The organism is Paenibacillus naphthalenovorans (assembly GCF_001465255.1).
GTDB classification, from domain to species: domain Bacteria; phylum Bacillota; class Bacilli; order Paenibacillales; family NBRC-103111; genus Paenibacillus_G; species Paenibacillus_G naphthalenovorans.
In genome coordinates this window covers 2,514,287-2,540,666 of record NZ_CP013652.1, presented here as the reverse complement: position 1 = coordinate 2,540,666, position 26,380 = coordinate 2,514,287, and the positions used below count along the sequence as shown (strand labels likewise).

Annotated in this window: 27 protein-coding genes and 1 riboswitch; of the genes, 23 read left to right on the top strand and 4 right to left on the bottom strand. The window is 48.1% G+C overall.

What is annotated here, in order from left to right:
- Positions 1–154: 154 nt before the first annotated feature.
- The 12 genes from IJ22_RS12670 (at position 155) to fdhA (ending at position 11,281) form a co-directional block, all read left to right on the top strand.
- On the top strand, positions 155–1,279 hold the full coding sequence (locus IJ22_RS12670) for a cupin domain-containing protein (RefSeq protein WP_062409065.1): 1,125 nt from the start codon (positions 155–157) through the stop codon (positions 1,277–1,279).
- Between the two features lie 57 nt (positions 1,280–1,336).
- On the top strand, positions 1,337–2,188 hold the full coding sequence (locus IJ22_RS12665; protein WP_062409064.1) for a fumarylacetoacetate hydrolase family protein: 852 nt from the start codon (positions 1,337–1,339) through the stop codon (positions 2,186–2,188).
- An 18-nt stretch (positions 2,189–2,206) separates the two neighbouring features.
- The gene (locus IJ22_RS12660) at positions 2,207–3,400 is read left to right on the top strand and encodes an FAD-dependent monooxygenase (RefSeq protein ID WP_062409063.1); all 1,194 of its coding nucleotides are present in this window, start codon (positions 2,207–2,209) and stop codon (positions 3,398–3,400) included.
- 67 nt (positions 3,401–3,467) lie between these two features.
- Positions 3,468–4,796: an aromatic ring-hydroxylating oxygenase subunit alpha gene (locus tag IJ22_RS12655; RefSeq protein ID WP_062409062.1), complete on the top strand. Its 1,329-nt coding sequence runs from the start codon at positions 3,468–3,470 to the stop codon at positions 4,794–4,796.
- Between the two features lie 18 nt (positions 4,797–4,814).
- Positions 4,815–5,312, top strand: coding sequence for an aromatic-ring-hydroxylating dioxygenase subunit beta (locus IJ22_RS12650; RefSeq protein WP_062409061.1), 498 nt, complete (start codon positions 4,815–4,817; stop codon positions 5,310–5,312).
- A 44-nt stretch (positions 5,313–5,356) separates the two neighbouring features.
- Positions 5,357–6,250 carry a branched-chain amino acid ABC transporter permease gene (locus IJ22_RS12645; protein WP_062409060.1) on the top strand — a complete coding sequence of 298 codons (894 nt, stop codon included), beginning with the start codon at positions 5,357–5,359 and terminating at the stop codon, positions 6,248–6,250.
- Positions 6,251–6,290: 40 nt separating this feature from the next.
- A complete protein-coding gene (locus IJ22_RS12640; RefSeq protein WP_062409059.1) occupies positions 6,291–7,286 on the top strand; it encodes a branched-chain amino acid ABC transporter permease in 996 nt (331 codons plus the stop codon).
- A gap of 5 nt (positions 7,287–7,291) precedes the next feature.
- Positions 7,292–7,816: an ATP-binding cassette domain-containing protein gene (locus tag IJ22_RS12635; RefSeq protein WP_062409058.1), complete on the top strand. Its 525-nt coding sequence runs from the start codon at positions 7,292–7,294 to the stop codon at positions 7,814–7,816.
- Positions 7,699–8,073, top strand: coding sequence for an ABC transporter ATP-binding protein C-terminal domain-containing protein (locus IJ22_RS27210; protein WP_418007120.1), 375 nt, complete (start codon positions 7,699–7,701; stop codon positions 8,071–8,073). The genes IJ22_RS12635 and IJ22_RS27210 overlap by 118 nt, the downstream gene beginning before the upstream one ends.
- Positions 8,060–8,764, top strand: coding sequence for an ABC transporter ATP-binding protein (locus tag IJ22_RS12625; RefSeq protein WP_054817887.1), 705 nt, complete (start codon positions 8,060–8,062; stop codon positions 8,762–8,764). The genes IJ22_RS27210 and IJ22_RS12625 overlap by 14 nt, the downstream gene beginning before the upstream one ends.
- Before the next feature lie 52 nt (positions 8,765–8,816).
- A complete protein-coding gene (locus IJ22_RS12620; protein WP_235594344.1) occupies positions 8,817–10,040 on the top strand; it encodes an ABC transporter substrate-binding protein in 1,224 nt (407 codons plus the stop codon).
- A 23-nt stretch (positions 10,041–10,063) separates the two neighbouring features.
- Entirely contained in the window at positions 10,064–11,281 is a 1,218-nt protein-coding gene (fdhA, locus tag IJ22_RS12615; protein WP_054817940.1) for a formaldehyde dehydrogenase, glutathione-independent, read from the top strand.
- 105 nt (positions 11,282–11,386) lie between these two features.
- On the opposite strand, the gene IJ22_RS12610 is transcribed toward fdhA, so the two are convergent.
- Positions 11,387–12,181, bottom strand: coding sequence for an IclR family transcriptional regulator (locus IJ22_RS12610; protein WP_062409055.1), 795 nt, complete (start codon positions 12,179–12,181; stop codon positions 11,387–11,389).
- Between the two features lie 228 nt (positions 12,182–12,409).
- Between IJ22_RS12610 and IJ22_RS12605 the strand changes: the two genes are divergently transcribed.
- Together IJ22_RS12605 and IJ22_RS12600 are read left to right on the top strand one after the other, a co-directional pair.
- Complete coding sequence (locus IJ22_RS12605; protein ID WP_062409054.1) at positions 12,410–12,940, top strand: DUF4183 domain-containing protein; 531 nt, start codon at positions 12,410–12,412, stop codon at positions 12,938–12,940.
- Between the two features lie 116 nt (positions 12,941–13,056).
- Positions 13,057–13,446: a DUF4183 domain-containing protein gene (locus tag IJ22_RS12600; RefSeq protein WP_054817893.1), complete on the top strand. Its 390-nt coding sequence runs from the start codon at positions 13,057–13,059 to the stop codon at positions 13,444–13,446.
- A gap of 144 nt (positions 13,447–13,590) precedes the next feature.
- On the opposite strand, the gene IJ22_RS12595 is transcribed toward IJ22_RS12600, so the two are convergent.
- Entirely contained in the window at positions 13,591–13,791 is a 201-nt protein-coding gene (locus IJ22_RS12595; RefSeq protein WP_054817894.1) for a hypothetical protein, read from the bottom strand.
- Positions 13,792–14,023: 232 nt separating this feature from the next.
- A riboswitch (cyclic di-GMP riboswitch) is annotated at positions 14,024–14,106 on the top strand.
- 173 nt (positions 14,107–14,279) lie between these two features.
- Between IJ22_RS12595 and IJ22_RS12590 the strand changes: the two genes are divergently transcribed.
- Positions 14,280–14,882 carry a sigma-70 family RNA polymerase sigma factor gene (locus tag IJ22_RS12590; RefSeq protein ID WP_054817895.1) on the top strand — a complete coding sequence of 201 codons (603 nt, stop codon included), beginning with the start codon at positions 14,280–14,282 and terminating at the stop codon, positions 14,880–14,882.
- Between the two features lie 99 nt (positions 14,883–14,981).
- On the opposite strand, the gene IJ22_RS12585 is transcribed toward IJ22_RS12590, so the two are convergent.
- The gene (locus IJ22_RS12585; protein ID WP_145862533.1) at positions 14,982–16,313 is read right to left on the bottom strand and encodes a hypothetical protein; all 1,332 of its coding nucleotides are present in this window, start codon (positions 16,311–16,313) and stop codon (positions 14,982–14,984) included.
- 281 nt (positions 16,314–16,594) lie between these two features.
- The gene (locus IJ22_RS12580; RefSeq protein ID WP_062409052.1) at positions 16,595–17,290 is read right to left on the bottom strand and encodes a GntR family transcriptional regulator; all 696 of its coding nucleotides are present in this window, start codon (positions 17,288–17,290) and stop codon (positions 16,595–16,597) included.
- Positions 17,291–17,696: 406 nt separating this feature from the next.
- Here IJ22_RS12580 and IJ22_RS12575 point away from each other — a divergent pair, with 406 nt between their 5' ends.
- The 8 genes from IJ22_RS12575 to IJ22_RS12540 all read left to right on the top strand — a co-directional run bounded on the left by IJ22_RS12575 (position 17,697) and on the right by IJ22_RS12540 (position 26,353).
- Complete coding sequence (locus IJ22_RS12575) at positions 17,697–19,004, top strand: Nramp family divalent metal transporter (protein WP_062409051.1); 1,308 nt, start codon at positions 17,697–17,699, stop codon at positions 19,002–19,004.
- 129 nt (positions 19,005–19,133) lie between these two features.
- A complete protein-coding gene (locus IJ22_RS12570; protein ID WP_201023615.1) occupies positions 19,134–20,222 on the top strand; it encodes an amidohydrolase family protein in 1,089 nt (362 codons plus the stop codon).
- Between the two features lie 38 nt (positions 20,223–20,260).
- Positions 20,261–21,394 carry an amidohydrolase family protein gene (locus IJ22_RS12565; RefSeq protein ID WP_074727530.1) on the top strand — a complete coding sequence of 378 codons (1,134 nt, stop codon included), beginning with the start codon at positions 20,261–20,263 and terminating at the stop codon, positions 21,392–21,394.
- Positions 21,384–21,839: a Rieske (2Fe-2S) protein gene (locus IJ22_RS12560; protein ID WP_062409050.1), complete on the top strand. Its 456-nt coding sequence runs from the start codon at positions 21,384–21,386 to the stop codon at positions 21,837–21,839. Before IJ22_RS12565 ends, IJ22_RS12560 begins: the two co-directional genes overlap by 11 nt.
- A 100-nt stretch (positions 21,840–21,939) precedes the next feature.
- On the top strand, positions 21,940–22,125 hold the full coding sequence (locus IJ22_RS12555; RefSeq protein ID WP_054817903.1) for a hypothetical protein: 186 nt from the start codon (positions 21,940–21,942) through the stop codon (positions 22,123–22,125).
- Between the two features lie 92 nt (positions 22,126–22,217).
- Positions 22,218–22,682 (top strand): DinB family protein, encoded by a 465-nt coding sequence (locus IJ22_RS12550; protein ID WP_062409049.1) that lies wholly within the window; start codon positions 22,218–22,220, stop codon positions 22,680–22,682.
- 416 nt (positions 22,683–23,098) lie between these two features.
- Positions 23,099–23,848 carry an IclR family transcriptional regulator gene (locus tag IJ22_RS12545; protein WP_054817905.1) on the top strand — a complete coding sequence of 250 codons (750 nt, stop codon included), beginning with the start codon at positions 23,099–23,101 and terminating at the stop codon, positions 23,846–23,848.
- A gap of 321 nt (positions 23,849–24,169) precedes the next feature.
- Positions 24,170–26,353, top strand: a complete 2,184-nt coding sequence (locus IJ22_RS12540; RefSeq protein ID WP_062409048.1) for a malate synthase G — start codon at positions 24,170–24,172, stop codon at positions 26,351–26,353.
- Positions 26,354–26,380 lie beyond the last annotated feature (27 nt).

The window sequence follows — 26,380 nt, the reverse complement described above, 5'->3', positions numbered from 1 at the left end:
TGCAGACCGTATGACAGGCCATCGAAAAGCGAATGTATTCCAAAAAATTCTATGAAAGCGTTGACAAGAGAAATGGCTTATATTAAAATCTAAGCAACAAACCATAATGTGGAATTATAAATCCACTGTATGGATTCAAAAGGAGGAGAGTCAAGTGGCCAATTCCGTTAGCGAAGAAGAGATTTTCAACCAATATTATGAGGAGCTTGAACAGGATCAGTTGGGACCGCTGTGGACCAAGCTCAGGTATATGGTGACCAAAGAGCCGGCCCACGATGTGGAGCCTTATCTTTGGAAATGGCAAACGATCCACAAGCATCTTTTGAGGTCTGGGGAGCTGCTGCCACTGGGAAGAGACAGTGAGCGGCGGGTCGTTTATTTGCAGAATCCCTCCCTTATGAAAAAAGGCTTGATCGGCTATGCCACCAACACCTTATATGCCGGAATTCAATTATTGCTTCCGGGCGAAGTGGCGCCGGCACACCGTCATACTCAATCCGCGATCCGGTTTATTATTGAAGGGGACGGGGCTTTCACGGCGGTCGACGGCGAAAAAACCTATATGGAGCAAGGGGATTTAATTTTAACGCCGTCATGGACATGGCACGATCATGGACATGAAGGAAAGGAACCCATGATTTGGATGGATGGGTTAGACGTTGGTCTTGTCCGCAACCTTGCCGGTTCCTTCTATGAGCCTCATCCCGATAACGCTCAACCTGTCACGAAGCCGGATAACGGTTCTACGCTCCGATACGCCGGCGGTTCCTATCGGCCGGTAACGGAAAGAAAGAAGCGAGGCTATCCTTCACCGCTGTTGGCTTATAAATGGGAAAAGACGAAAGGGACATTGCATCATTTATCCCAATTGCAGGAGGCAGATCCATTTGACGGTTATGCGGTGGATTATATCAATCCTTTGACTGGAGGTTCCGCAGATCCGCGCATCGGTACAACGATGCAAAAGCTGCCGCCCGGCATGCATACACAGGCTCACCGTCATGTGCACACGGCCGTCTATCATGTGTTGGAAGGTACCGGTTATACCGTCATTAACGGTCAAAAGTTTGAATGGTCGAAAGGGGACTTTTTCGTTCTTCCGCCATGGAGCTGGCACGAGCATGTGAATGCAGGCTCCCGGGATGCCTATCTGTTCTCGATTAACGATCGTCCTGTCCTGGAAATGTTGGATCTGGAAAAGGAACAGCCCTATGAGGAGCATAACGGAAATCAACCCATCACCGGCATCTTTACCCCCGTGGTTCAGGAATCCGAATGAATGAAACCGATGAATGTGCATGGAGCATAAACGAAATGGATGTGGAGGCGCTGCCCGTTGAAAATTGCCCTATTTAATCAACATCGTTTAGGTATTGTCCAAAATGACCGGATCTACGATGTATCGGAAGCTGTCTCCTGGAATGCTCACAATCCTCAAGAATCGTTAGAGCGGTTGATTTGCAGCTTTAACGAATGGAAACCGAAGCTGGAGCTGGCCTTAACAAATTCCGATTCTTATCCGTTAACAGAAGTGAAATTACAAGCCCCTGTACCGAAGCCAAGCAAAATTTTAGCAGCTCCGGTAAATTATTTAAATCATCAATCCGAAATGAACGCCAAATTTAACAACGCTCCCTATACGATTGAAAGGCTTGGTTTATTTCTAAAAGCACCGTCGTCTATTATCGGGCCGGGCGAAACGGTCCTTTTGCCTTACAAGGACCGGCGGCATGACCACGAAGCGGAGCTCGCGTTTGTTATTGGAAAGGAAGCGAAGAATATCACCGCTGCTGAAGCGGGGGAATATATATTTGGTTATTTTGCCTTAATGGATATTACGGTTCGAGGCGAGGAGGAAAGAACGTGGCGAAAGTCGTTTGATACGTTTACGCCGATGGGCCCATGGATTGTCACATCCGACGAGATCAACAACCCGCATCATCTTCAAATGGAGCTGTGGGTAAATGAGGAGCTGCGGCAGAACACCAATCTCAGCGAGATCATCTGGGATTGCTGCACCTGCTTGGAGAAGGCCTCGCAAGCGATGACGCTGTATCCGGGAGATATCATTACAACGGGAACGCCAGAGGGAGTTGGACCCATTACCAAGGGAGATTGCGTCCGAATCCGCATTGATCGGATTGGCGAATTTAGCGTGAATGTCGATTTTAAAGATGATGCTGTTTAATGCATGGAGGACTCGAGGATGACAAAAACAAACAACATTCCTTTTATGGTTATCGGAGGCGGGATTGGCGGATTGGCGGCAGCTTTAAGCATTGCGAAAACCGGACGGCCGGTTCAAGTGCTGGAGCAGGCTCCGGAATTCGCAGAGGTTGGTGCAGGCTTGCAGCTTGCGCCTAATGCACTGGCGGTATTGGATAAACTGGGAGTATTGGGTACGGTCATGGAAAAAGCGGTTGCGCCCCGAAGGCTGGTTTTGATGGATGCCATCACCGGCCAAGAAATGACCGCCCTGGATTTAGGCGGCGCCTTCCTCCGGCGTTACGGCTATCCCTATATTGTGACGCATCGGTCGGATTTGCTGGATGCACTGCTTGCAGCATGTCGTTCCCATGATCTGATTACGTTGTTGAACAACAAAGAGGCGCTGTCCGTCGAGGATTTGGGGGACCGGGCCCGGGTCAGTTGCAGAGACGGCTCGGTTTACACGGCCGATGCGGTAATCGGCGCCGATGGACTATGGTCCAGAACGCGTAAATTATTTGTTGAAGACAAAGCCGTCTGTTCGCATTATGTAGCTTATCGGGGAACCATTCCGATCTCTGAGATTCCCGAGGCCAATCTGGATGACGTCGTCTGCTGGATCGGTCCGAATCTGCATTTGGTTCAATACCCTGTACGCCGGAAGGAGCTTTACAATCAGGTCGTCGTTTTTAGGAGCTATCAATACAAGGAAGACTCCGACGATTGGGGGACCACGGCAGAACTCGATGAGCGGTTCAGCGTGTGCTGTCCGTCCGTTCTCAACGCCGTTTCCTTTATTCACCGCCAACGCCGTTGGCCTTTGTACGACAGACAGCCGATCCATACATGGACGGAAGGACGGATTGCGCTGCTTGGCGACTCGGGCCACCCTATGCTGCAGTATCTGGCGCAAGGAGCATGTCAGGCGTTGGAAGACGCCTTCGTTTTAGGCGAGAAACTCGAAGCGCATGGAAGCCAAATACAGCAGGCGTTTATGGCCTACCAGCAGGAACGGGCTCCAAGAGCCGCCAAAGTGCAGCAGACCGCCCGCGTCTTTGGCGATATCCTTCATACGGAGGACAATACAGCCATTCTTCTGCGAAACGCGATATTATCTCAGCGAAAAACGGATGACTACAGTGTGGTCGATTGGTTATACGGAAAGTTTGTCCCGATAAATCAAGAACGTTAGTTTTGAAATGGATATCTTGAAACCGATTACAAATTGAAATAAAAAATGGGCAAGGGGGATGGGAAGCATGAAAAAGCATCTGGATGAAGAGACAAGGAAAAGCATTGAGAACAGCCTGGAACGAGGATTGTTTCCCCAATGGGTATTGACCGATCCGGATATTTACAATATTGAAATGGAGCAGATCTTTTTACGTACCTGGCAGCTTTTGGGACATGAATCGGAAATCAGGGAACCAGGGCAATATGTCACTCGTTGGATAGTGAATGATCCGGTACTGTTGGTGCGAAACGGCGGCGGGGAAATTAAAGCGTTTTTGAATTCCTGTACACATCGGGGAGTTCACTTATGTACGGCCGATGCCGGTAAAAAGAAAAGCTTTACATGTCCGTACCATGGGTGGTCCTATAACCTTGACGGCGACCTGATCGGTATTGTTGCCGGGGATAAAATTTATGGAGAAGAAATGGATAAGAAAGACTGGGGACTCCGTCCCATTCCAAGAGTAGAGGTATATAAAGGCCTGATTTTTGCGAATCTGGACCCTCAGGCGATGCCTTTGGAGGAGTTCCTTGGCGAATTTAGATGGTATTTGGATATCATGCTGGGACGGAGCGATGGAGGTATGGAGGTGCGGGGCGTGCCTCAGCGCTGGGTCGTTCATGCGAACTGGAAGATGGTATCGGAAAATTTTGTAGATCCCTATCATGTTCAAACCTCGCACCGGTCAACGGTTGAGCTTGGCATGAGTCCCGAAGATCCGTTATATGCAAGCTATGGTCATGGTGTAGCCTGTAACCACGGACACGGGATCTGCGTCATCACAAGCAGTCCCAAGTCCAAAGCCAGACCGGTTAAATATCAGGGGTTGCCGCAAGAAATGTGGCCTATGTTTGAACGGAATTTAACCAAAGAACAACTGGAAGTGTTTGAAAAAGTAAAAGTGCTTGTAGGCACATGCTTTCCGAATATGTCGTTTAACTGCCCGCTTCACGGCAACGAAGGTCATTTATACAATTACTTTAACGTGCGTGTTTGGCGGCCGCTCGGACCCGATAAAGTGGAAGTCATTTCATGGTTCCTGATTGATCAAAGTGCGCCGGAACAATACAAGGAAGATGCTTATAAAGGATATATCGGCTCGTTTGGCCCTTCGGGAACGTTAGAGCAGGACGATACGGAAATATGGGCACGGGTGGTGCAGGCCAGCAAAGGCTTCATGGTTCGGGACAAATCGCTGAATTACAATAACTTCTCCAACTATTTAATGGGATATGACCATGTTGCTCCCGATGAAACCTTTCCAGGGCCGGGTGTGGCTTATTCAACCAACTATGTGGATTTTATGACCAGAGGGTATCATGACTACTGGTTTGAGATGTTGACCAAGGAATAGTCGGAGGAGATGAACAGGATGAACATGGAAACGTATTTTCGCGTGACTCATTTTTATACCCGCGAAGCATCTATACTGGACCGCAGGCTTTTTAATGAATGGCTGGATCTGCTTGCGGATGATATTGTATACCGGATGCCGGTTCGGATTACCCGTGAAGAGAGGGATGGGTCCAACATCGTGAATGACATGACTTTCTTTGAAGATACGAAGACTTCATTAAACCTGCGCGTAAAAAGGTTAAGCACAACGTCGGCATGGGCGGAAAATCCTGCGCCACGCACCCGGCATTTCGTATCCAATATTCTGGTTGAAAGCGAGTCGGATCAGGAACTAAGCGTTCGCAGTCACTTTTTATTGATGCGAAGCCGGGCGTCTGAAACCGAAATCGAACAACTATTTGGAGAACGAATGGATGTTCTGCGAAAGGCCGGAGATGGGTTTAAGATTTGTTCCCGAACGATTATTCCCGATCAAACGATACTCAATCTGAAAAATCTCAGCATGTTCTTATAATTCATCATTTATTTAGAGTAAGACGTGAAAGGGGGAAGATAGGGTTGGACGCACAGATGATGTTATTTCAACAAAGCTTTTGGAGCGGTATCACCATCGGATTTATTTATGCTCTTATCGCTCTCGGGTTCACGATCATTTTCAATGTCAGCAAGATTCTTAATATCGCCCAAGGAGAATTTACTATGATCGGCGCCTTGAGCTTGTACTCCTTTGTCACGACGTTAAACAGTCCGTATTGGGTAGGTCTATTGTTAACCGTCGTATTAGCTTCGGTGATTGGGTGGTTCATGGTCAAAATGGCCATTAACCCGTTAAAAAAGCCGGATATTCTTACGATGATTGTGGTTACCGTTGCGTTCGGGGAAATTCTCAAAGGTGCCGCGTTTCTGGTCTGGGGCAGCGATAACTTTGCGATACCGGCTTTGTTTAAAAGTGTATCCATCCCCGTATTTTCGGCGAATGTGGATTCGCAAACGATTCTGATCATTGCGGTGTCGCTGCTCATTTATTTTGGTTTCAGATGGGTGAATAAAAACACTTATTTTGGCAGGGCTTTGACGGCCATCTCGGGAGATCCGTATGCGGCCGGATTAATGGGGATTCATGTCAAACGAATGATCCTTGTCGTTTTTATTATCGGTTCCATTATGGGATCTGTGGCCGGAATTTTGGCAGGCCCGCTCATTACGATGAGTTATTATCAGGGATCGATGTTAGGAATAAAAGCGTTTATTGCCGCTCTTCTGGGAGGGTTGGGCAGCTATGGAGGGGCTATCATCGGCGGGTTAATCCTCGGACTATTCGAAGCCTATGCCGCCGGCTTTGTTTCTTCATTGTTAAAAGACGCGTTTTCGTTCATCGTCCTGCTTGTTTTACTCGTGTTTCTGCCAAGCGGTTTGGTATCCGTCAAGTCACTCTATAAAAAGAACGGCTGATTCTTAATGTGATGTTAACAAATCGACAGGAGGGGATAGAGTGACTAAAAAATGGGTTTCTTGGGATCTGGCATGTTTAGTGCTGTTTATCAGCATCGCTCCTTTTCTTTTAGGAGAATCGTATTTTTTTGAAACGGTCAATATTGCCGGGATTTATGCCATTGCGGTGATCGGCCTGAATTTAATTCTGGGCTATGCCGGACTCATTGCGCTTGGACATGCGGGTTTTTTTGGTTTAGGCGCTTATGTATCCGCATATCTGTCCATTCATTTGAATGTGCATCCGTTTTTATCGATTCTGCTGAGCTGTATCCTGATCGCGATGTTTACCTTTCTTATTGCGTTCCCGCTGTTAAGATTGTCCGGCTACTTTCTCGCATTGGGGACATTGGGGCTTGGGGTCGTACTCTTCACTTTAATCAACAGCGGTGGTGAAATCACGGGAGGACCCAACGGACTTGCCAATATTCCGGGCTTTTCTATTGGATCGTATCAATTTCATTCGTTCCACGATCATTTTTATCTGATCTGGATTACGGTGCTGATCATCTTCATTCTGACGAAAAATCTGGCGAATTCCCGTGAAGGAAGAGCGATGAAGGCCATCCATTCCGATGAGGGGGCTGCGGCTTCCTTTGGCGTCAATGTATTCCGATTTAAAATGAAAGTCTTTGTTCTGGGCTGTACCTTGGGCGCATTAGCCGGCGGATACTACGCTCATTATATGGTTTTTATTTCTCCGGACATTGTAAGTATGCATAATTCGATCAATATGTTGATCATGGGTTTTCTTGGCGGACTTGGTTCGTATCTCGGACCGATTACGGGGACTTTCGTTTTTCAAATTATTCCGCAGATCTCAGCCTTGATGGAGGACTACGAGATTTTGATCAAGGGGATTATTTTTCTGCTGGTTGTTCTTTTTCTTCCGGGAGGCGTTCAATCGGCGATCGATAAGGTATCGTTATCGTTAAAAGGAAGAAAGACGACCCCAAAGGAAAACAGGGTGTATCAAGAATCGATGGGGAAGGAGTGAACGATTTGGGTTTACTGCAAGTTGAGGGCATATCCAGGCATTTTGGTGATTTGAAGGCCGTTTCCAATGTGTCTTTTGAAGTGGAGGAAAAGCAAATTGTTTCGGTTATAGGACCGAACGGAGCCGGGAAATCGACGCTGCTTAATTTAATCACCCAAGTGCTTCCTCTCTCAAGCGGCAGAGTTATGTTCAAGGATACGGATCTGGCCAGTAGAAGGACTCATGAGCTTGTAGGTATGGGAATCGCGAGGACGTTCCAAAATATTCGGTTGTTTTCAATCCATAAAATGAATGTGTTGGAAAATGTCATGCTGGGTTTGCATCATCAATACGACCATGGTTTATTTTCTGCCGGTATCGGCTTGAGAAAAGCAAGAAGCAACGAGAAACAGATGGAAGAGAGACTTTTGAAATCCTTGCTCTTCTTCGGATCGAACCCTTTGCCTATACACCGGTTACGGAGCTGCCGTTCGGTATTCAGCGTCTTGTCGAATTGGGGCGTGCGCTTGCAGCCAAACCCTCCCTGCTGATCCTGGATGAACCTGCAGCCGGGCTAAATGATATGGAAACCGAAGTGCTGTCAGATCTGATTCTGAACATTAAAAAGGAAGGTGTATCCATTCTTCTGGTTGAGCATCATATGGGTCTGGTGATGAATATTTCCGACAAGATCGTGGTATTAAATTACGGACAAAAATTGGTCGAAGGCAGCCCCGCAGACGTCCAAAACGACCCCAAAGTCATCGAGGCTTATTTAGGGAAGGAGAAAGCCCATGCTGGCGCTTAAAGACATTTATGCGAAATATGATCAGCTGAACGTATTGAAAGGAATCTCGATTCATGTTGAAAAAGGAGAGGTGGTTAGTATATTAGGCGCGAACGGAGCCGGGAAAACATCGGTTTTGAAAGCGATAACAGGAGGGATAACGGTTACGTCGGGAAAGGTGTATTTTGGGGAAAAGGACGTCACGTCTCTTCCTGCACATGCCGTAGTTAAAGAAGGCATATCCCATGTTCCGGAGAACCGCAGAGTATTTCGGGAGCTCAGTGTGGAGGACAATTTGATCATGGGCGGGTTTAAGTTTACCCGCTCAAAGAAAGAGATGGATGCCAGAATGGAATCGGTCTACGAGATGTTCCCACGGCTGCGTGAAAGAAAAACACAGAAGGCCGGTACGATGAGCGGCGGGGAGCAGCAGATGGTTGCCATCGGCAGAGGCCTGATGATGTCGCCGAAGCTGATGATCCTGGACGAACCGTCCCAGGGCCTGGCTCCCAGGATCGTGGAGGAAATTTTTGAAGCGATTCAAAAGCTTGGCAAGGAAGGGCGAACCATTGTTTTAGTTGAACAAAACATATTTCAGGCACTGCAGATCTCAAACCGGGCGTATGTGATCAAGTCCGGGGAAATCATGATGGAAGGGGACGCTAAACAATTGCTGGCAAGGGAGGATATTAAGGAGGCCTATTTGCATTAATCTAAGGTTAAGCGAATACATAAAGTAAAAGGGGAGAGTAAAATTGAGAAAAGTGAGTTTGACCCTATCCGTTATGATGGTATTCGTTGTCGTCCTGCTTGCAGCTTGCGCGGGCAATCAGACGAGCAGTCCGGCTTCGGCTCCGAATAAATCCGGCGAAGCGGCAAAGACGGATGCGAAGAATCCGATTGTCTTGGGGTCCACGATGGCTATGACCGGAGGTGCGGGATTTCTCGGGTCAAGTATGAAAGAGGTTTTTGACATGGTGGCCAAACAGGTGAATGCGGAAGGGGGAATTAACGGCCGCGAGTTGAAGCTGATTTATTACGATGATGAGAATAATCCGGAGAAAGCGGTACAGAATGCACAAAAGCTGATTAAAAAGGACGGCGCCAAGATTATTTTGGGGCCAAGCACAGCTCAAACCTCCGGCGCTATCCAGTCCGTTGCCGATAAGAATAAAGTCATTATGTTTTCTTTATCCCCCACGTATACGGCTCCCGGGAACAGTTTTGGCTTCGTCACTTCTTTAAAGCAAGATGCGTTTCATGAAATTCCGCATGAATGGTATAAACAGAAGGGAATCAAAAAGGTGGGTTTGATCGCAACGACAGATACGAGCGGCAACATTTCGGCAAAGATTATCGAGGCCATGAACAAGAAAGACGGCATTGAGTATGTCATTGAAAGAATGGGGCTGCAGGATATCGATGTGACTCCGCAGTTGACCCGCTTAAAGAGCGCGGGCATTGAGGCGCTTGAAATTGTTGGCCCGGGTGCGCCACCGGCTATTGCCATCAAGAATGCAGGGCAAATCGGTCTCGATATTCCGCTGATCCTTAATGCTAGCCAGGTTTCCTACGCGTTTGCCAACTCGATCAAAGATTATATTCCGGAGCAGCTGTATTTCGCAGGTACTGCCCCTATCGCATGGAAAGGACTTAGCGAGCAAAATCCGCTGAAGCCGTTAATGGTCAAATTTGCGGATGACTTTAAGAAGGAATACAACAAGGAGATTGACCACGTGACGGCGATTGGCTACGATTCGATACTTACCGTTATCGAAGCGATAAAGAAAGCCGGCAGCGATGATCCGGAAGCGGTCAAACATGCGCTGGAAACTCAATTCAATAACTTTATCGTCACGACTGCGGTTGTAAACTATACCCCTGAGGATCATCAAGGTACAACCAACGATGGCGCCGTTATGCTGAAGCTGGATCCGGATTTAAGCTGGCATGTGGAATGGGAACCTAAATTCTGGGAGAAAAAATAAGAGGGTAAAGGAGAATGGGAATCATGGCTGACAATCGTGCGGTAGTCTATGTAGAACCCGGGAAAGTAGAGGTTCGGGATATCCGTTATCCGGAATTGATATTGCGGGATGGACCCGGAGTGAATCCGCTGAATGTGGGCAGAAAATGCGATCATGGGGTTATATTGAAAGTCGTCACGACGAACATTTGCGGTAGTGACCAACATATGGTCAGAGGCCGAACCACGGCTCCAAGCGGTCTTGTTTTAGGTCATGAAATTACGGGAGAAGTCATCGAAGTAGGGCGTGACGTTGAGTTTATTAAAAAAGGCGATCTCGTTTCCGTTCCGTTCAATATCGCGTGCGGCCGCTGCCGCAGTTGTAAAGAACGCAATACCAACGTTTGTGAAAACGTGAATCCGGACCGGCCGGGCTCCGCATATGGCTATGTGGATATGGGCGGCTGGGTCGGAGGACAGTCGGAATATGTAATGGTGCCTTATGCCGATTTTCAGCTTTTAAAATTCCCGGATAAAGACCAGGCGATGGAAAAAATTCTCGATCTGACGATGCTGTCCGATATTTTTCCAACCGGTTACCACGGTGCCGTAAGCGCGGGCGTGAAGCCCGGTTCTACAGTCTATGTAGCAGGTGCCGGTCCTGTGGGTTTGGCAGCGGCTCATTCGGCTCAATTGCTGGGTGCGGCTGTCGTCATTGTCGGCGATTTGAACGGCGAACGATTAGCGCAAGCCCGAAGCTTTGGATGTGAAACGGTTAATCTGAAAGAGCATCCCAATGTAGGGGAACAAATCGAACAAATCTTGGGTGTTCCCGAAGTGGATTGCGCCATTGACTGCGTAGGCTTTGAAGCGCATGGCCATGGTCACGCACACGGTGAAGCACCGGCTACCGTATTGAATTCCATTATGGAAGTAACCCGTGCAGGAGGCCGACTTGGCATTCCGGGTCTTTATGTAACCGGTGATCCGGGGGCCGTAGACGAGGATGCGAAGATCGGAACGTTAAAGATCCGCTTCGGATTGGGGTGGGCTAAAGCTCATACGTTTGTAACGGGCCAAACTCCGGTGATGCAGTATCATAGAGAATTGATGATGTCGATTTTGAACGGTAGAGCACAGATTGCAAAGGCGGTAAACGCCACTTTGATTTCGCTGGATCAAGCACCTCAAGCTTACTCGGAATTTGATAAAGGGGCTTCCAAGAAATTTGTCATCGATCCGCACGGGTCGATTAAGCATTAAACCTTGCGGCGCTGCGGGATTTGCCGTGTATGCCAAGAATATACACGCGAACCCGCAGGGCCGTTTTGTTTTTTGACTTCCCTACAGGACATGGGAATCATAGGTTTAAAGCCGGACCCCGCCGAATGCTTCTTTAAAGCCCATTTTTAAGGATATTTGACTTGCGGCCTCCTTGACCATTAATTTTGCCGGCTCCAGCCGGTCGCCATCCAACTGCACGGCAGGTCCAAGAATTGCTAAAGCCGCAATCAGCTTGCCTTCCGCATCATATATAGGCGCACCGATGGCAATGCCGCCTTCATACGTTTCTTCCATATCCGCATAGACTCGTTCCTCTTTGATTTTTTTGAACCGGACGCGAAGCACGTCCAGATCGGTGACGGTCTTGGAGGTCATTCGTACAAGGGGATGCTTTTGCAATAAACGCTCAAGCTCATCTTCCGTCAAATGGGCCATAATGACTTGTCCCAAAACTCCAAAATTAATAGGGCGGCGCAGTCCGATGTAAGAGGAATATTTAAAACCAACCGGGTTTTCCCGTAAAAAAACATAAACAAACGTTTCCTGCTCGATGACCGCCATAATCACCGTTTGTTTGGTATTAGTCTGGAGGTTGATAAGTATTTCCTCCGCCTCTTGCCTGACGTCAAGGAGAGTGGTAAGCGTACCGGCATATTCTAACAATTTTAATCCCAACCGGTAATTTTGGTTCTTTTGATCGTATTGAATAAGCCCCCGAAGCTCCAGCGTATACAATATTCGATAAGCGGTTGTTTTCGGCAATTTGGTCTTGGCTACGATCTCATCGATTGTTAGAACGGGGTGCTCTACAGAAAACACATTTAATAAATCAATAGCCCGATCGATGGCCCGAACGGAATTTACGTTGACATCACGCATGATAAGATAGTCCTCCCCATCGTTATAACAAATATTGAATCCATTATATGAATTATACAATCCATTTTATTTTTATACAACTATAAGCTATGCCGTTGCCTGTACCATTGGTCCATTTTTTACTTATAAGGCCATCGTGGTCAAGAACCCATCCTTTCCGTAACATTTTCACATAAAATAAAGCAAAATACTTTCGAACTGCTTTAAGGGAGGAGGGAGGAGCGTTTATTGGACTATACCGACAAACGACAATTTAAAAAACATGGTAAACGTAGAAGTGCGGTTGTTTGTGTGCCGGAAAGGAAAAAAAGGATAAGGCGAAACCAAAAGGTTCCTTGCCGGAAAAGAAAAAGGAAGTGCAAGAAAAAGATCATCGTAACAAGAATCGTGTATAAACAGGGTCCGCCCGGACAGCAGGGGCCACCTGGACAGCAAGGTCCTCCGGGGGACGCTTCCATTCGTATCATACCTGATGTAAGGAGATACTTTTTCGTAGCGGATACAGACATCGATCTTTCCAATACCCAAATGATTCCCGCCAATCGATTTATTAACGATGATGGGGAACCAGTAAACGAATTCGTAGAGCTGGGCGATGAGGGTTATTATAATTTATATGTGAATGCCGTATTACAAGAAGGAAAGATATATAACGTAAACCCCAATGCTTTAACGATATATTCCAATGAAGAAGTGATTTACGCAAGTACTTTAATCATTTTAGAAGCGGTAGGCTTCTCGATCAAACGGATTCACTAAAGGGTGATTTAAACGATGATCCACATGCCTGCGCCCGATTTTTAATAAATGGGTCATTAATCTAAGAAATTTATGATAAGTAGAAATATAATAATCATAGAATGGGAGGTGAGGAAATGGCACTGAGAATTTTGAAAATTTTTGCTTCGGCGACTACGACAACAACGACGGAAACAGTACCTACGGTGGAGCGGTTTTTTTATGAAGTCGCGGCACAGGTAACAGCCGGAAATACATTGACGATTGCTGTAGGAGATTTTGAGACCGATGCTGGTGTAGCTGCTACCTCGCTGCCGGCACTCGCTACGAACAATAGTTACGTCAATGTGTTTGTCAATGGTATTTTAGTAATGAACAACCTGGTGACGTATACGGATGGCGCGGCAGGACAGCTTGAGATTGAAGTACCGGTAGGATCCGAACCTATTGAGGCGACTACTCCCGTAGTATTGGAAGTGGTCAATTTCGCCCCTTCATCTACCTCCACTACAACGGTTATAACCTAATTCCCGATCGCTTATATGAACGGAAGATCAACAATAATTTTATAGCACTCCGCGGAGTGTTTTTTTTTGCTGACTAAGCTGACATTTTTCTGCTAAAAAATAAACCGACACGAGCTGCGAACAGCCTTTGCCGGTTTATTAAAACTAGCCGGATTGATTTTGTCTTGTGCGGCCGCCGTTGATATATCCTCTTGCGATGCGTGAGGCCCGAAAGGTAGAAACGACAACCAGAGTCTCCTCCCGGGTCATGCTCCGGCCTTCATAAGAAAAGTCGGATAAATCGGCGATTTGCTCGTCCGTATATTTGTCGAATAAGTCAATTAACAATTCAATGTGTTGATCCATGTCATGGTTCTCCCCGGGTTGTTTTAATTACGATTATATTACATAAGGCAATGAGATCCGTCAACTTGTCTTATTTAATTGTTGCCGGACAAATGACGGATAAGAAATTTGTATAATTTTTAAAAAGATAATTTGTTTTTATTGACAATTATTTTGATAACATGTTACTTTGGACATGGTATTAATTCCCTATCCGGTTTTTATTCGGGAAAAATGTTTTCATATATATTGACATTGATAAAGGCATACTTATCGAAAGATAAGGACGCAAAGCCACGGGTCTAAGGCATAAGCTATGACAGCCGGGTTGCCAATGGGTAGCACAGGACCCTTTGGGGTCCTTTTTTATCCATTTCCGACATTCAAGACCAAAAGGACGACCTCGTAAGCGCTAGAGAAAATCTCTCTTCTCTCCGGCGGTTCGTCCAATGATCATGATATCCGGTTGCAAATAAAATCAACAAAAGAACAGGAGGATGACTTCAATTATGGATGAATTCACGGATGCCGAGTTGGCCGCTTGTGTAATTCAAGGCGACCAGAGCGCATTCAACTCTCTGCTAAGTCGTTATCTTCCGATGATTTATTATTGCAGCAAGAAGTATTATGCTCCAGGTCTCATGCGGGGAGATATGAATCAAGCCGGATGTATCGGGTTATTTATCGCTTGTAAAAGGTATAACCCCGCCAAAGGAATGGCGTTTTCGGGTTTCGCGAAGATGCATATCAAGCATTATATCATCAACGCCGTAAAAGCAGCCTTAAGAAAAAAACAGCAGATTTTAAATCAAAGCGTGTCGTTGGATGAAACTCCTTTCTGCGATCAAGAAAGGACCAGCCGTTATGAACTCATCCCCCATTTCACGCCATCGGCGGAAGAAATATTTATGAATAAGGCAAGGAATAATGAGTTGTTCGACTTGATAAAAACGCATTTAACGCATTTGGAGAGGGCAGCGGTTTTGGGTTTGCTGGATGGTTTGGTCTATAAAGAAATAGCTGACTTGCATGGCGTGGGTAATAAATCTATCGATAATGCGTTGAAAAGGGCTAAAGGGAAATTGAGAAGCGCTCTTTATAACAATGCATAGTTTTGCAGGAGCAGTGCTTTGGCGGACAGGGCACAGGACATAAGACAAGCCCAAGGGAGCAGGAACTCCTTTGGGCATTTACCGTTGGAGGTCGGGCGTTTAAATAACCAGCAGAACCAGTGCCAAAAAGAGAAAAAAAACTAAGGTGTATAGAAGGTTCCATGCTGCGATTCGAAATGTGCCTTGTCGGATAATAACGGAAAACATATTCAGCGTTCCGCTAAAAGGGCCGATGGAAAACGTCATAACGGCGCCCCCTACCAAAGCAATGGCCAAGTGCTCGGCCGAAATTCCCAACGCCAGGGGATTCATCGCTTCCGCCAAAAGGGTGATCGCTGTGATGGGATGCATTCCCATGAAGCCGAACCCGAGTGTGATCAAAGGGACGATGAGCAAAAAGAGGCTGGAACCAACTGCGTGATTGAATTGCAGCATAGATTCGATAACGTAATGATTGTATCCGGAATATTGGAGCGCTTGAACAAAAAAACCGGTGCTGAGGAAAATCGCAAACTGATCCGCCATACCGGGCATTTTATTGATGACGTAAGAACGGGCTTCCCCCAAAAAAGCGGTTCCCTGCTTTAGAGCCAACGCCCAAAGGAAAGCACAGGGAAAGGCCAAAATCGATGTGGTCACTACGAGCCCCAGAGACCATAGGCCGGTTAGTCCCACGTTAACGGAAATGAGCAGAAGAATGACAAGCACGATCTGCCATATTTTGGCGATGGGCTTTTGAATGAACGGTTGATGTACAGCTTTTTCAGACTCTTGAGCCGAAGCCATTTCGGATAGGGTCTGATGGTGTTCGTCCGATGGAATTTCCGGCCGACGGCTTCCTGAACGCCTTTCAATTAACCAAAAAATCAACCAGTTAAGGAATAACCCCAAAAGGCCAATGATAAACAGCTTGTAGAAGACACTGGACCAGGGAACCTTCGTCGTTTCCAAAGCGATGGCAACCCCGCCGGAGAATGGGGACCAGGCGACGGATACCGCATAACCGTTAAGGATGGCCAAGCACATGAATTTGTCGGTATGTTTCAATCCGATCTTTTCTACTGCGCCTTTAATACTGTAATACATGATCGGAATCGTGGCCAAATTCAAAATGCTGCTGAGCAAAAACGAAATGGAACTAATGGTACGGTGTAATGAAGTGACGCTTCGCGTTTTTTTGGATAAGATCTCTTCAATGGACTGGTCGTAACGGCCTAATTTCAACGTAATGGCGAGAAACGGGAGCATGGCGAACAAAGAAAGCAAGTAGAGCATATCGCCATAAATGTATAGGTAATTATAAGGATCGATCCCTTTTTGCATCACAAGCCAAGTCCCCGTCACCAAAAACAATAGTGCAAAAATTTTGGTGGTTAAACTGGAAGCAGGGATCGATAACAGAATCGCAATGATGGACAAAATGGAAATCATCGGGGCCAGCTGATGAAAGTCCCCGATCTTATATACCAAAAAGATGATAACAGCCAAGGTGAAGACGATAGAACGAGCGATCTGACTATAGCGTGATATGGTTCCCACCTCTACCGATAATGAAATTACTTGTCAGAAGCCGATAGAACGAATTGCTCGCTTGATAGGATGTAAAATAATTAATTCTCAGTATACACAAAGATGTGTATACTTGTATACAATAAAATACAAATTGTTTTCCGTTATCGTTTTTCATCAGCCGGTTCGACAGAGATCCATGTTTATTTTTGGGTAAATACGCTAACCAAATTTTCCTTGGAGATGGCTAAATGCTTTTTTAAGACCGTTACGGCTTGTTCCGTATTCCCTTGTTTGATGAGCGAAACGATTTCTTTGTGCTCGTCTTCACGCTCGACAGCCCACTCTAAAGTCAGATAATACACGCGAAAACGGGAAATCGTATCGTGAAGGGAATCAATGAACTGCTGAACCCGTTGGTTTTCAAGGGCAGAGATGATCGAGAGATGAAAATAGGTGTTCATTTCTCCCCGCTTTTGCAGATTCCCTTGCATGCGGTATTCTTCCCCACGCTCGATCGCTTCTTCCATTTGCCGGATCACGGGATGACTGGATGTAATTCTTCGTAGAGCTTCCGCTTCGACGATGGAGCGAATCTCATACACTTCATGGATATCCTGGAGCGTAGGCATCGTGACAACAACTTTTCTTCCAGGCAAAAACGTGACCAGGTTTTCCGTCTCCAGAATCCGGATCGCTTCACGGACAGGCGTGCGGCTGACGGAAAGTTTATCGGCGATCTGGTTTTCGCTCAACAGCTGTCCCGGTTTTAACGTACCGTCCAGGATGGCCGTTTTGAGTTTTTGATATACCGCCTCACGAAGAGGGATGTAAGATGAGGAATAATCCAAAGGCTCGAGAGTAAAATCGGATGTGATGAGAGTTAAATGGCTATCCATAGTCATTACCTCTTCCTAATCAAATTGTGTTAATATTTTACACCATGAAATACTATTGCACAACTTGCCTATGATCTCACAATCATTGTTGACAGCACAGAAAGGGAAAGTTATATTCATGTATACAAGTATACTATTGTGTTGGGAGGTGCATATATATAGATCAAACCATATAAGCATTCATTTGGGAGCTTTAAATTTTCAGCAGGATTGTTTGCGTTTTGAAAAGACTAGAGAAAGGAGAAAACCTGAGTTTTGAAGTGAAAGCGGTTACGGAATTGGGTCTAATGAACTTGAATTTTAAGGCTGATCCAACAGGTAACAAAAAATGTAAACGCTTACTGCCAATAATTTGTATGGCACAGTATCATGGGAAATACCAATACTGGTTAAAGGGGCATAGCGTATGGCAAAACCTGTGGAAAAATTGGAGCTTCAGCCGAAGGGCGGAGGCTTTTTGGAAACGTTGAGAAGCATGGGGCCCGGATTAGTCGTTGCATTCGCTTGGCTTGGAACAGGGGATTTGGTTGACTCGTCCGTATCCGGCGCCAACTACGGATATGACTTGATGTGGGTGCTTTGCCTTGCGTTATTCTGCCGCTATTTCTTTGTTAATGCACTCGCTAAGTATCAATTGTGTAATCGTCATGGAGACGAAACGATCTTTCACGGTTTTTACCGCGTGTGGAAAGGGTTTCCGATTGTATTGGGCGTCTCGGCTTATATCATGGGTTTCGTTTACGTATCTTATATGATTCGTGGAGCGGGTGTAGCTTTACATCACTTGTTCGGCCAGGCGGGTAACAGTTTTCTTTGGTCTCTTGTCGGAGTGGGTCTGGCCATTTATGTGACAACCCGGAAGCGTCAATTGAAAGCGCTTGAATTTATAGCGCGCACTGCTTGCATTGTTATTATTCTTTCTTTTATTTACGCCATATGGAACACCGGCATTAATGCGGAAGCCTTTATCGAAGGTCTGAGCTTCGGGATACCGGCCAATAATGATGCGTTTGGCGCATTGCTTATCGCCGTTTCGATTATCGGGGCTGTCGGAGGCTCCGCTGCAAACCTGCTGTATCCCTATTTGATGAACGACAAAGGGTGGAAAGGACCTCGGCAGCGTAAACTGCAAATCATGGATCTCCTTACCGGTATCGTTGCAATCATCGTGATTAATTTGGCTATCTGGATTGTAGCTGCCGAAACCATGTACGGTCAAGGGCAAGTCATTCATAACGAAGTCGACCTGGCTGCAATGATGGCACAAGCGGTGGGGCCCATTGGACCGGTTCTGTTGTGGATCACCGTGTTTCTCGTCTGCTTCACCTCTTATCCCACGTTTTCTGTCGGATTCACTAAGCTGTTAATGCATGGCGTACATCTCTCGACCAAACGGGGAGAGAAATATGAAAAACCCGAACAGGATCCCCGGTTTAAATGGTTTTCGATTGGGGGACTTCTTCTTGTGCCGCTTATTTTCTCCATGCCTTTTGCTCCCAATTTAGTCACTCTAACGATCGTAGGCAACAGCTTGGCTGTCATTACCGCGCCGATCATTATTTTGGGAATTATTTTTATGACCTCCCGTAACAGCATGATGTTACCGGATTATGTGAATAAATGGTGGGAAAATCTCATTCTTGGTATTGTTGGATGTATCGGCTTATGGGCAACTTACAGTTTGTTGATCGTGTTAATCGATAAGTTGGGTTAATGCAGAAACCGTTTGATCCGCATACAAAACAGAAAGAAAAACCGCATTTGATTGTATACAAGTATACAATAAATCATATATACTGAATGTAGTACGATGATGATTCTCAAAAGCAAAGGAGCGTATACGATGGATGAACTTATGATGCGGGAACATCCTACCCATTTCATCCAAACGGGGGTCATTGATTGCGACGTTCACCATGCGGTCCCTTCGATACAAGCCCTTTTCCCGTACTTAACGGACCGCTGGCGCGATTATATCGTGGAGCATGGAATCAAAGGCTTGGAGCCCAATTATTATCCGAAGGGGGCAGCCCTTTCGGCCAGACCGGGCTCAGAGCTGTCCTCCGGCCACCCGCCGGGCTCGGATCTGGATACCTTGCGCCGCCAGGTGCTGGATCCGTGGAATGTACAGTATGCCATTCTTAATTGTCTTTACGGGGTTCAGATGATCCACAATGAGGATTGGGCGCAAGCCATGGCGTCGGCGGTTAACGATTGGCAGCTTGTCGAATGGCTCGATAAAGAGCCGCGGCTGCGCGCCTCGATGGTCGTCGCCAGCCAAAATCCGGAACAGGCGGCGGAGGAAATTCACCGGTTGGGCCGGCACCCCGGTTTTGTCCAGGTGCTTTTGCTCGTCCGCTCCGAGATGCTTTACGGCAAAAAGCATTTTTGGCCGATTTACGAGGCGGCCCAGCAGTATGGGCTGCCGGTTGGGATTCATGCCGGCGGGATGACCGGTTACCCGACGATGCCGGTCGGTTGGCCTTCGTATTACCTTGAGGATTATGTCAGCCATGCGCAAGCCTTCCAGTCGCAGATCGTCAGTCTGATCACCGAAGGCGTGTTTCAACGGTTCCCCGCACTTCGGGTCGTGCTGTTAGAAAGCGGTTTCACATGGCTGCCGGCGTTGATGTGGCGGCTCGACAAGAACTGGAAGGGCCTGCGCCGGGAGGTGCCGTGGGTGGACCGCCTCCCTTCGGAGATGATCCGGGAACATTTCCGTCTGACGATCCAGCCGCTTGATGAAGCGCCGGTGCCCGAGCACCTGCTGCAAACCATGGCCCAACTGCGATCCGATGACATGCTGCTGTTTTCCACCGATTATCCGCACTGGCACTTCGATACGAAGGAAGAGGCGCTTCCGGCCAAGCTTCCGCCGGGACTGGCGAAGAAGATTTTGACGGAAAACGCCCGTGCGGTGTACCGTTTCTGATCCTGTCAAGTGAGTATGAACCGTAAGGAGGAAGAAACATGACGATGTTCAATTCCTTGGTGAAAGAGCCCAAACGCAAAACCGGGGCCCGTTTCATCGACTGCGATATTCATAATGAGGTTCCCTCCAATGAAGTGCTGAAGCAATATCTTCCTCTGCGTTGGAGAAATTATATGGACATGGTCGGCCTGCGGAGCTACCACGGGTTCACCAACAATATCCCTTATCCCAAGGGCAATCCGGGCGGAACGCGGACGGACTCCTGGCCTCCTAACGGTCAGATCCCCGGCTCCGACCTCAACTTCATGCGGGAGCAGCTGCTTGATCCCTTGAATTTGGAGTGCGGCATTCTCAACTGCCTGTACCGGGTCGGGGAGCAGCTTAACGATGAATACGGCGCTGCGCTGGCCCGTGCGGTCAACGACTGGCAGATTGCCGAATGGCTCGATAAGGAGCCGCGGCTGCGCGCTTCCATTGTCATCCCGTACGAGAATGCCGAACTATCGGTGGAAGAAATCAACCGGGTCGCCGGCCATCCCGGTTTTGTCCAGGTTCTGATTATGCCGCGTACCCGGGAGCCGATGGGCCGGCGGAAATATTGGAAAATTTATGAAGTCGCGGAAAGCCACGGTCTGCCGATCGCCGTTCATTTTGGCGGATTAGGCGGTAACGCAACGACCTCCTCCGGGTTTCCTTCGTACTACATCGAGGACCATACCAATATGGCGCAGGCATTTCAATGCCAGGTGATCAGCATGGTATGCGAAGGGGTTTTTGAACGCTTCCCGAACCTGCGGACGGTGATGCTGGAAGGGGGATTCGCCTGGGTGCCTTCGCTGATGTGGAGGCTGGATAAGCATTGGAAGCGTCTGCGCGAGGAAGTGCCTTTCCTAACGCGTAAGCCGTCTGAATATATCCGCGGACATATGCGTTTTACGACGCAGCCGATGGAGGAGCCGCCGGTGTCCGAATATCTGCTTCAGGTCATCAGGCATTTGGGCTCGGACGAGATGCTGATGTTTGCGACAGACTATCCCCACTGGGATTATGATGCGCCGGATCTGACGTTCCCGCCCAAATTCCCGGAGGCGTTAAAGCAAAAGATTTTTTATGATAACGCCCGCTCGTTCTACCGACTTTCCGATAAGGAGGACCGTGACGATGCAAACTAAAGTACAAAAATATGTAGTTGCAACGGTAGATGAAATTCCTCCCGGAAAACGAAAAATCGTGAATGCAGGAGGGCGCTCGATCGGTGTTTTCAATGTGAACGGCGAATTTTTCGCTCTGCGCAACCGCTGTCCGCATGGGGGCGCACCGCTTTGTGAAGGGGTTTTGAGCGGATTTGTTCAATCACGGGACCGGGGTAACTACAGCTATTCCCGAAAAGGAGAAATACTCCGCTGCCCCTGGCACCAATGGGAGTTCGACGTCAAAACCGGCCAATCCTGGTTCGATCCGGTAAAAACCCGGGTTCGCACGTACGAGGCCAAGGTAGAGGCGGGATGTTCGCTGGCGGAGCATGCCGGAACGGAAATGCGGGAAGGGCCATATATAGCGGAGACGTTCCCGGTTTCTTTGGAAAAAGATTATATCGTTATTGAAATCGAGTCTTAAATGATAAAGGAAACAACGGGGGGATATAACCGGTTGTTTCCTTCGTTTATGAAAAGAAGCTTACGGATCATACTTCGAATGAAAAAGGAGTGGGATCGAAATGAAAAAGTATGTACGGTACCATCCGGATCATCAGGAACGGGAGTATCCCAGGCGAATTGCCGGAACGCTGCTGACGAATCCGAACTTCGCGGAATTGGCCCAATTATTCGGCGGTTACGGAGAACAAATTGACCGGCATGAAGATTTCGCGCCGGCGTTCGGCCGGATTGGAATAAAACCGTAAGCGGCGGAAGAAAACAGCTTGCCCTTCAGTCTGCGGCAGGTTACTATGGTAAAGAAGCATCATCCAATTTGGCGGTTCAGGGGGAGAATCGAATGGAGCACATCGTTTTCAACCAGATCGAACTACATCGAAGCCGTACATTAGAGCTCGTTACCGGGTTGTCCGAGAGTCAGGCGGATATCATACCGGAAGGCTTCAACAACAACATCCGCTGGCATTTGGGGCACATATTGACCACTCAGGAGAGGTTTGCATACCGTTTAATCGGAGAACCGCTCGGGTTACCGGAGGAGTTGATGAACATGTTCCTCAACGGTACGAAACCGGCTGACTGGCAAACCGCCCCTCCGGAATTGCCGTCTCTCATCAAGCTCTTGCAGGAACAGCCAGGCCAAATCCGGCAGCGTCTGCAAGGAAGGCTGGAGCAGCAAATCACGGTTCCGTTTAAAGACTTCAAGCGGCATGACGAAGCGCTGTTGTTTGGCACCTGTCATGAGGCGATGCATGCAGGCTATATCATGGCCCTTAAACGAGCGGCGGCCGTCGCTCAAAGATAACGGAGACCAAAGCCCGGTGGAGCGGCATCCTCTGTCGGGCTTTGTGGCTTTGTGCAGAGAGTCGGACGATTGGCCGGCCTGCCGCCAAGACGGCTTCATATCCTTTATTGAAATGGATTAGTTTTCTCATTTCTTTATGTCTGTTGTGTATAAGCTTGTTCATGCCAGCCAAGAAAAGGTACCATTCCTCCGGATCTCCCCATACGTTTCCCCTCTGCAGTTCCATACCCATTCGACTCTTTCGGGACAGCATTACCCTGTTGCACAAACTGTCTTCTGCGGCGGCCGCACCCATCACGCCCCGGGCATTCGTTATAAAGATCAGTACATTGACTGTTGCCCGAAGCCGTGATAGGCTTAACATCATACAAGTTAAAATACCGAATAACGTTTATTATATCGAAGGAAGTGAACTCATGGAGCAAAAATATGCCGTTCCGGCTCTGGATCGGGCGCATGCGGTACTGACGCTGCTAACCGAGGAGCCCTACAAATGGAAGCTGTCCGACCTGTCCAAGCATTTGGGCATCAGCAAGAGCACGCTGTACTCTCTTCTTCTGACCATGGAACGTTTGCATTGGATCCACCGGGACCGCAACGAGACTTATGCCCTTGGAAGCGCCTTGGGCGATTTCGGGAGTGCTTATTTCCGCCAGTACGACCTTGTTGAAGAATTCCGGCGAACCGCCGAGCCGGTGATGCGCAAGCTTCAGGAATCGGTTCAGCTGGCTCGCTTAGATGGGAGCGATGTACTGTATCTGGCCAAATTAGAAGCGCCGTCTCCGGTACAAATGGTATCCGGGCCCGGGGTCCGGTTCCCGGCACATGCGACGGGCTTGGGAAAAATTCTGATGTCCGACATGGATGCCGAACAGGTCCGCCGCATATTTCCGCAGGAAACGCTGCATAAAGTTACCGTGCATACCATCGGCTCCCGGGAGGCGTTCCTGCAGGAGCTGGAAACGGTCCGCCGCAACGGATATTCCTTGGACATTCAGGAGGGGGTAATGGGATTTTGCTGTGTGGCTGCACCCGTTCGCCGCCGCAGCGGCGAGATTATCGCGGCGGTCAGCTGCTCCATGCCCATCCATCACTGGGAAGGAAAGAGAGAAGAGGCGATCCGTGAAATTCGCGCATTAGGGCAGCGGTTGTCAACAAGTATGTAAGATGAATGATCAGATCAAGCCACAGTCTGACAATCATTCCGATCCCAAGCCAGAGAGGGAAAGGGATGATTGTTTTTTTTTTGCTGAAAACTCATTGACACAAACTAAAAACTGTGGGAAGATGATGTCAAGGCTAAATAAAGAACGTTGTTCAAAATAATGAACAAGGAGGGCGGATAGTGATGATGCCGGGATTTGACAAGGCACAGCTGCAAACGATTTCGTTCGTGAATCGACGGGAGAGATCTTCACGAGCCGTTGGAAGGCCGAGGATTCAAGTGAGAGCTAATCAATCATTTGATAAGTAAAGGAGAATGAATGATGGTACAATATGTGAAAACAGGAAATCTTCAAGTTGCTCCGGCCCTTTATCACTTTATTAATTCCGAAGCTTTACCCGGCAGCGGGGTGGATCAGGAGCGGTTCTGGTCCGGTTTTGAATCCTTGATCCATGATTTGGCACCCAAAAACAAGGCGTTATTGAAAAAACGTGATGAAATCCAGCGATTGATAAATGAATGGCATAAGGAACATAAAGCAGAGTTTGAATTCGAAAAATACAAGGCGTTTTTGCAGGAAATCGGTTATCTGGAGCCGGAAGCAGAGGATTTTCAGATTACCACCCAAAAGGTCGACGATGAAATTGCGCGGCAGGCGGGTCCGCAGCTGGTTGTGCCGGTCAATAATGCCAGATATGCGCTTAACGCTGCGAACGCGCGCTGGGGAAGCCTGTACGACGCTCTGTACGGAACGGATGCGATTGATGACGAAGGAGGAGCTCAGCGTACAGCGGATTACAACCCGGTTCGTGGCGAGAAGGTCATCGCCTACGCCAGAGATTTTCTCGATCAAGCGGCTCCGTTAGCAAAGTCTTCACATCGGGAAGCCGTCCGGTATTCGATCGTTGAGGGGCAATTGGCCGTTTCGCTTCGCAGCGGAGAGACTACCGGACTCCAGGATGCTTCCAAGCTTGCGGGGTATCAGGGAAGTCCCGAGGACCCTTCGGCCGTATTGCTTCAAAATAACGGGCTGCATTTTGAGATTCAAATCGACCGTAACCATCCAATCGGCCGAACCGATCAGGCTGGCGTGAAAGACATTCTCCTGGAAGCTGCGTTAACGACGATCATGGATTGTGAAGACTCGGTTGCCGCTGTCGACGCCGAGGACAAGGTATTGGTATACGGCAATTGGCTGGGGCTGATGAAGGGGAACTTGTCCGCTACCTTCCCGAAAGGAAATAAAACCGTCACACGGACGCTCAATCCCGACCGGTCATACACGTCTCCTGCAGGAGAGGAATTCACCTTGCCCGGCCGTTCCCTGTTGTTTGTCCGTAACGTGGGACACTTGATGACGATTGATGCGATCCTGGACCGCAATGGCGAGGAGATTCCCGAAGGGATTTTGGACGCGGTTGTAACGGGTCTCATCGGCAAGCATGATCTTTTAAGAAACAGCCTGTACCGGAATTCGCTCCAGGGCTCCATCTATATTGTCAAACCGAAAATGCACGGGTCCGAGGAAGTGGCATTTGCCAATGAGCTTTTTGACCGTGTGGAAGATCTGCTCGATTTGGAACGCAATACGCTGAAAATCGGGGTGATGGACGAGGAGCGTCGCACGTCTCTAAACCTGAAGGCGTGTATTCGCGAAGTAAAGGATCGCGTTGTGTTTATCAATACCGGGTTTTTGGACCGTACGGGAGACGAAATTCATACTTCGCTGGAAGCGGGACCTATGATTCGGAAAAACGCGATGAAATCATCCCGGTGGCTGCAAAGCTACGAGAAATCGAATGTGAGCATCGGACTGGCAACCGGATTACAGGGCCGTGCCCAGATTGGCAAAGGGATGTGGGCCATGCCGGACCTGATGAAGGATATGCTGCAGCAAAAAATCGGCCAGCTGCAGGCCGGCTGCAATACGGCGTGGGTGCCTTCCCCTACAGCGGCTACCCTGCATGCCCTCCATTACCATCAAGTGAATGTAACGGAAGTTCAAAATCAATTGAAGCAAGCGATTAAAGATTTCCGGGATGATATTTTGGACATTCCCGTAGCCGAAAACCCCGAATGGAGCCCAGAAGAAATTCAGCAGGAGCTGGACAACAATGCACAAGGGATTCTGGGCTATGTAGTTCGCTGGGTAGAGCAGGGGATTGGCTGCTCCAAGGTACCGGATATTAATAACGTGGGGCTGATGGAGGATCGTGCCACTCTGCGCATTTCCAGTCAACACATGGCTAACTGGCTGCACCACGGGATTTGTACGAAGGAGCAGATCGTAGAGACCATGCAACGTATGGCCAAGGTGGTGGATGAGCAGAATGCCGGTGATCCCGCATACCGTCCGATGGCTGCCGACTTTGAACACTCCGTGGCATTTCAGGCTGCCTGCGAGCTGGTGTTTAAAGGATACGACCAGCCAAGCGGTTATACGGAGCCGATCCTGCACCGCCGCCGCAAAGAATTTAAGGCGAAGATCGCTGTACAGAACGCTTGATTTATAAATCGTTAACGTGATCCCGAT

Bases quoted from the DNA above. Each gene is read 5' to 3' on its own strand.
- IJ22_RS12660 (WP_062409063.1), top strand. From the start codon at position 2,207: ATGACAAAAACAAACAACATTCCTTTTATGGTTATCGGAGGCGGGATT.
- IJ22_RS12655 (WP_062409062.1), top strand. From the start codon at position 3,468: ATGAAAAAGCATCTGGATGAAGAGACAAGGAAAAGCATTGAGAACAGC.
- IJ22_RS12650 (WP_062409061.1), top strand. From the start codon at position 4,815: ATGAACATGGAAACGTATTTTCGCGTGACTCATTTTTATACCCGCGAA.
- IJ22_RS12625 (WP_054817887.1), top strand. From the start codon at position 8,060: ATGCTGGCGCTTAAAGACATTTATGCGAAATATGATCAGCTGAACGTA.
- fdhA (WP_054817940.1), top strand. From the start codon at position 10,064: ATGGCTGACAATCGTGCGGTAGTCTATGTAGAACCCGGGAAAGTAGAG.
- IJ22_RS12610 (WP_062409055.1), bottom strand. From the start codon at position 12,181: ATGCGTGATGTCAACGTAAATTCCGTTCGGGCCATCGATCGGGCTATT.
- IJ22_RS12600 (WP_054817893.1), top strand. From the start codon at position 13,057: ATGGCACTGAGAATTTTGAAAATTTTTGCTTCGGCGACTACGACAACA.
- IJ22_RS12595 (WP_054817894.1), bottom strand. From the start codon at position 13,791: ATGGATCAACACATTGAATTGTTAATTGACTTATTCGACAAATATACG.
- IJ22_RS12590 (WP_054817895.1), top strand. From the start codon at position 14,280: ATGGATGAATTCACGGATGCCGAGTTGGCCGCTTGTGTAATTCAAGGC.
- IJ22_RS12585 (WP_145862533.1), bottom strand. From the start codon at position 16,313: ATGATTTCCATTTTGTCCATCATTGCGATTCTGTTATCGATCCCTGCT.
- IJ22_RS12580 (WP_062409052.1), bottom strand. From the start codon at position 17,290: ATGGATAGCCATTTAACTCTCATCACATCCGATTTTACTCTCGAGCCT.
- IJ22_RS12575 (WP_062409051.1), top strand. From the start codon at position 17,697: ATGGCAAAACCTGTGGAAAAATTGGAGCTTCAGCCGAAGGGCGGAGGC.
- IJ22_RS12570 (WP_201023615.1), top strand. From the start codon at position 19,134: ATGGATGAACTTATGATGCGGGAACATCCTACCCATTTCATCCAAACG.
- IJ22_RS12565 (WP_074727530.1), top strand. From the start codon at position 20,261: ATGACGATGTTCAATTCCTTGGTGAAAGAGCCCAAACGCAAAACCGGG.
- IJ22_RS12560 (WP_062409050.1), top strand. From the start codon at position 21,384: ATGCAAACTAAAGTACAAAAATATGTAGTTGCAACGGTAGATGAAATT.
- IJ22_RS12555 (WP_054817903.1), top strand. From the start codon at position 21,940: ATGAAAAAGTATGTACGGTACCATCCGGATCATCAGGAACGGGAGTAT.
- IJ22_RS12550 (WP_062409049.1), top strand. From the start codon at position 22,218: ATGGAGCACATCGTTTTCAACCAGATCGAACTACATCGAAGCCGTACA.
- IJ22_RS12545 (WP_054817905.1), top strand. From the start codon at position 23,099: ATGGAGCAAAAATATGCCGTTCCGGCTCTGGATCGGGCGCATGCGGTA.
- IJ22_RS12540 (WP_062409048.1), top strand. From the start codon at position 24,170: ATGGTACAATATGTGAAAACAGGAAATCTTCAAGTTGCTCCGGCCCTT.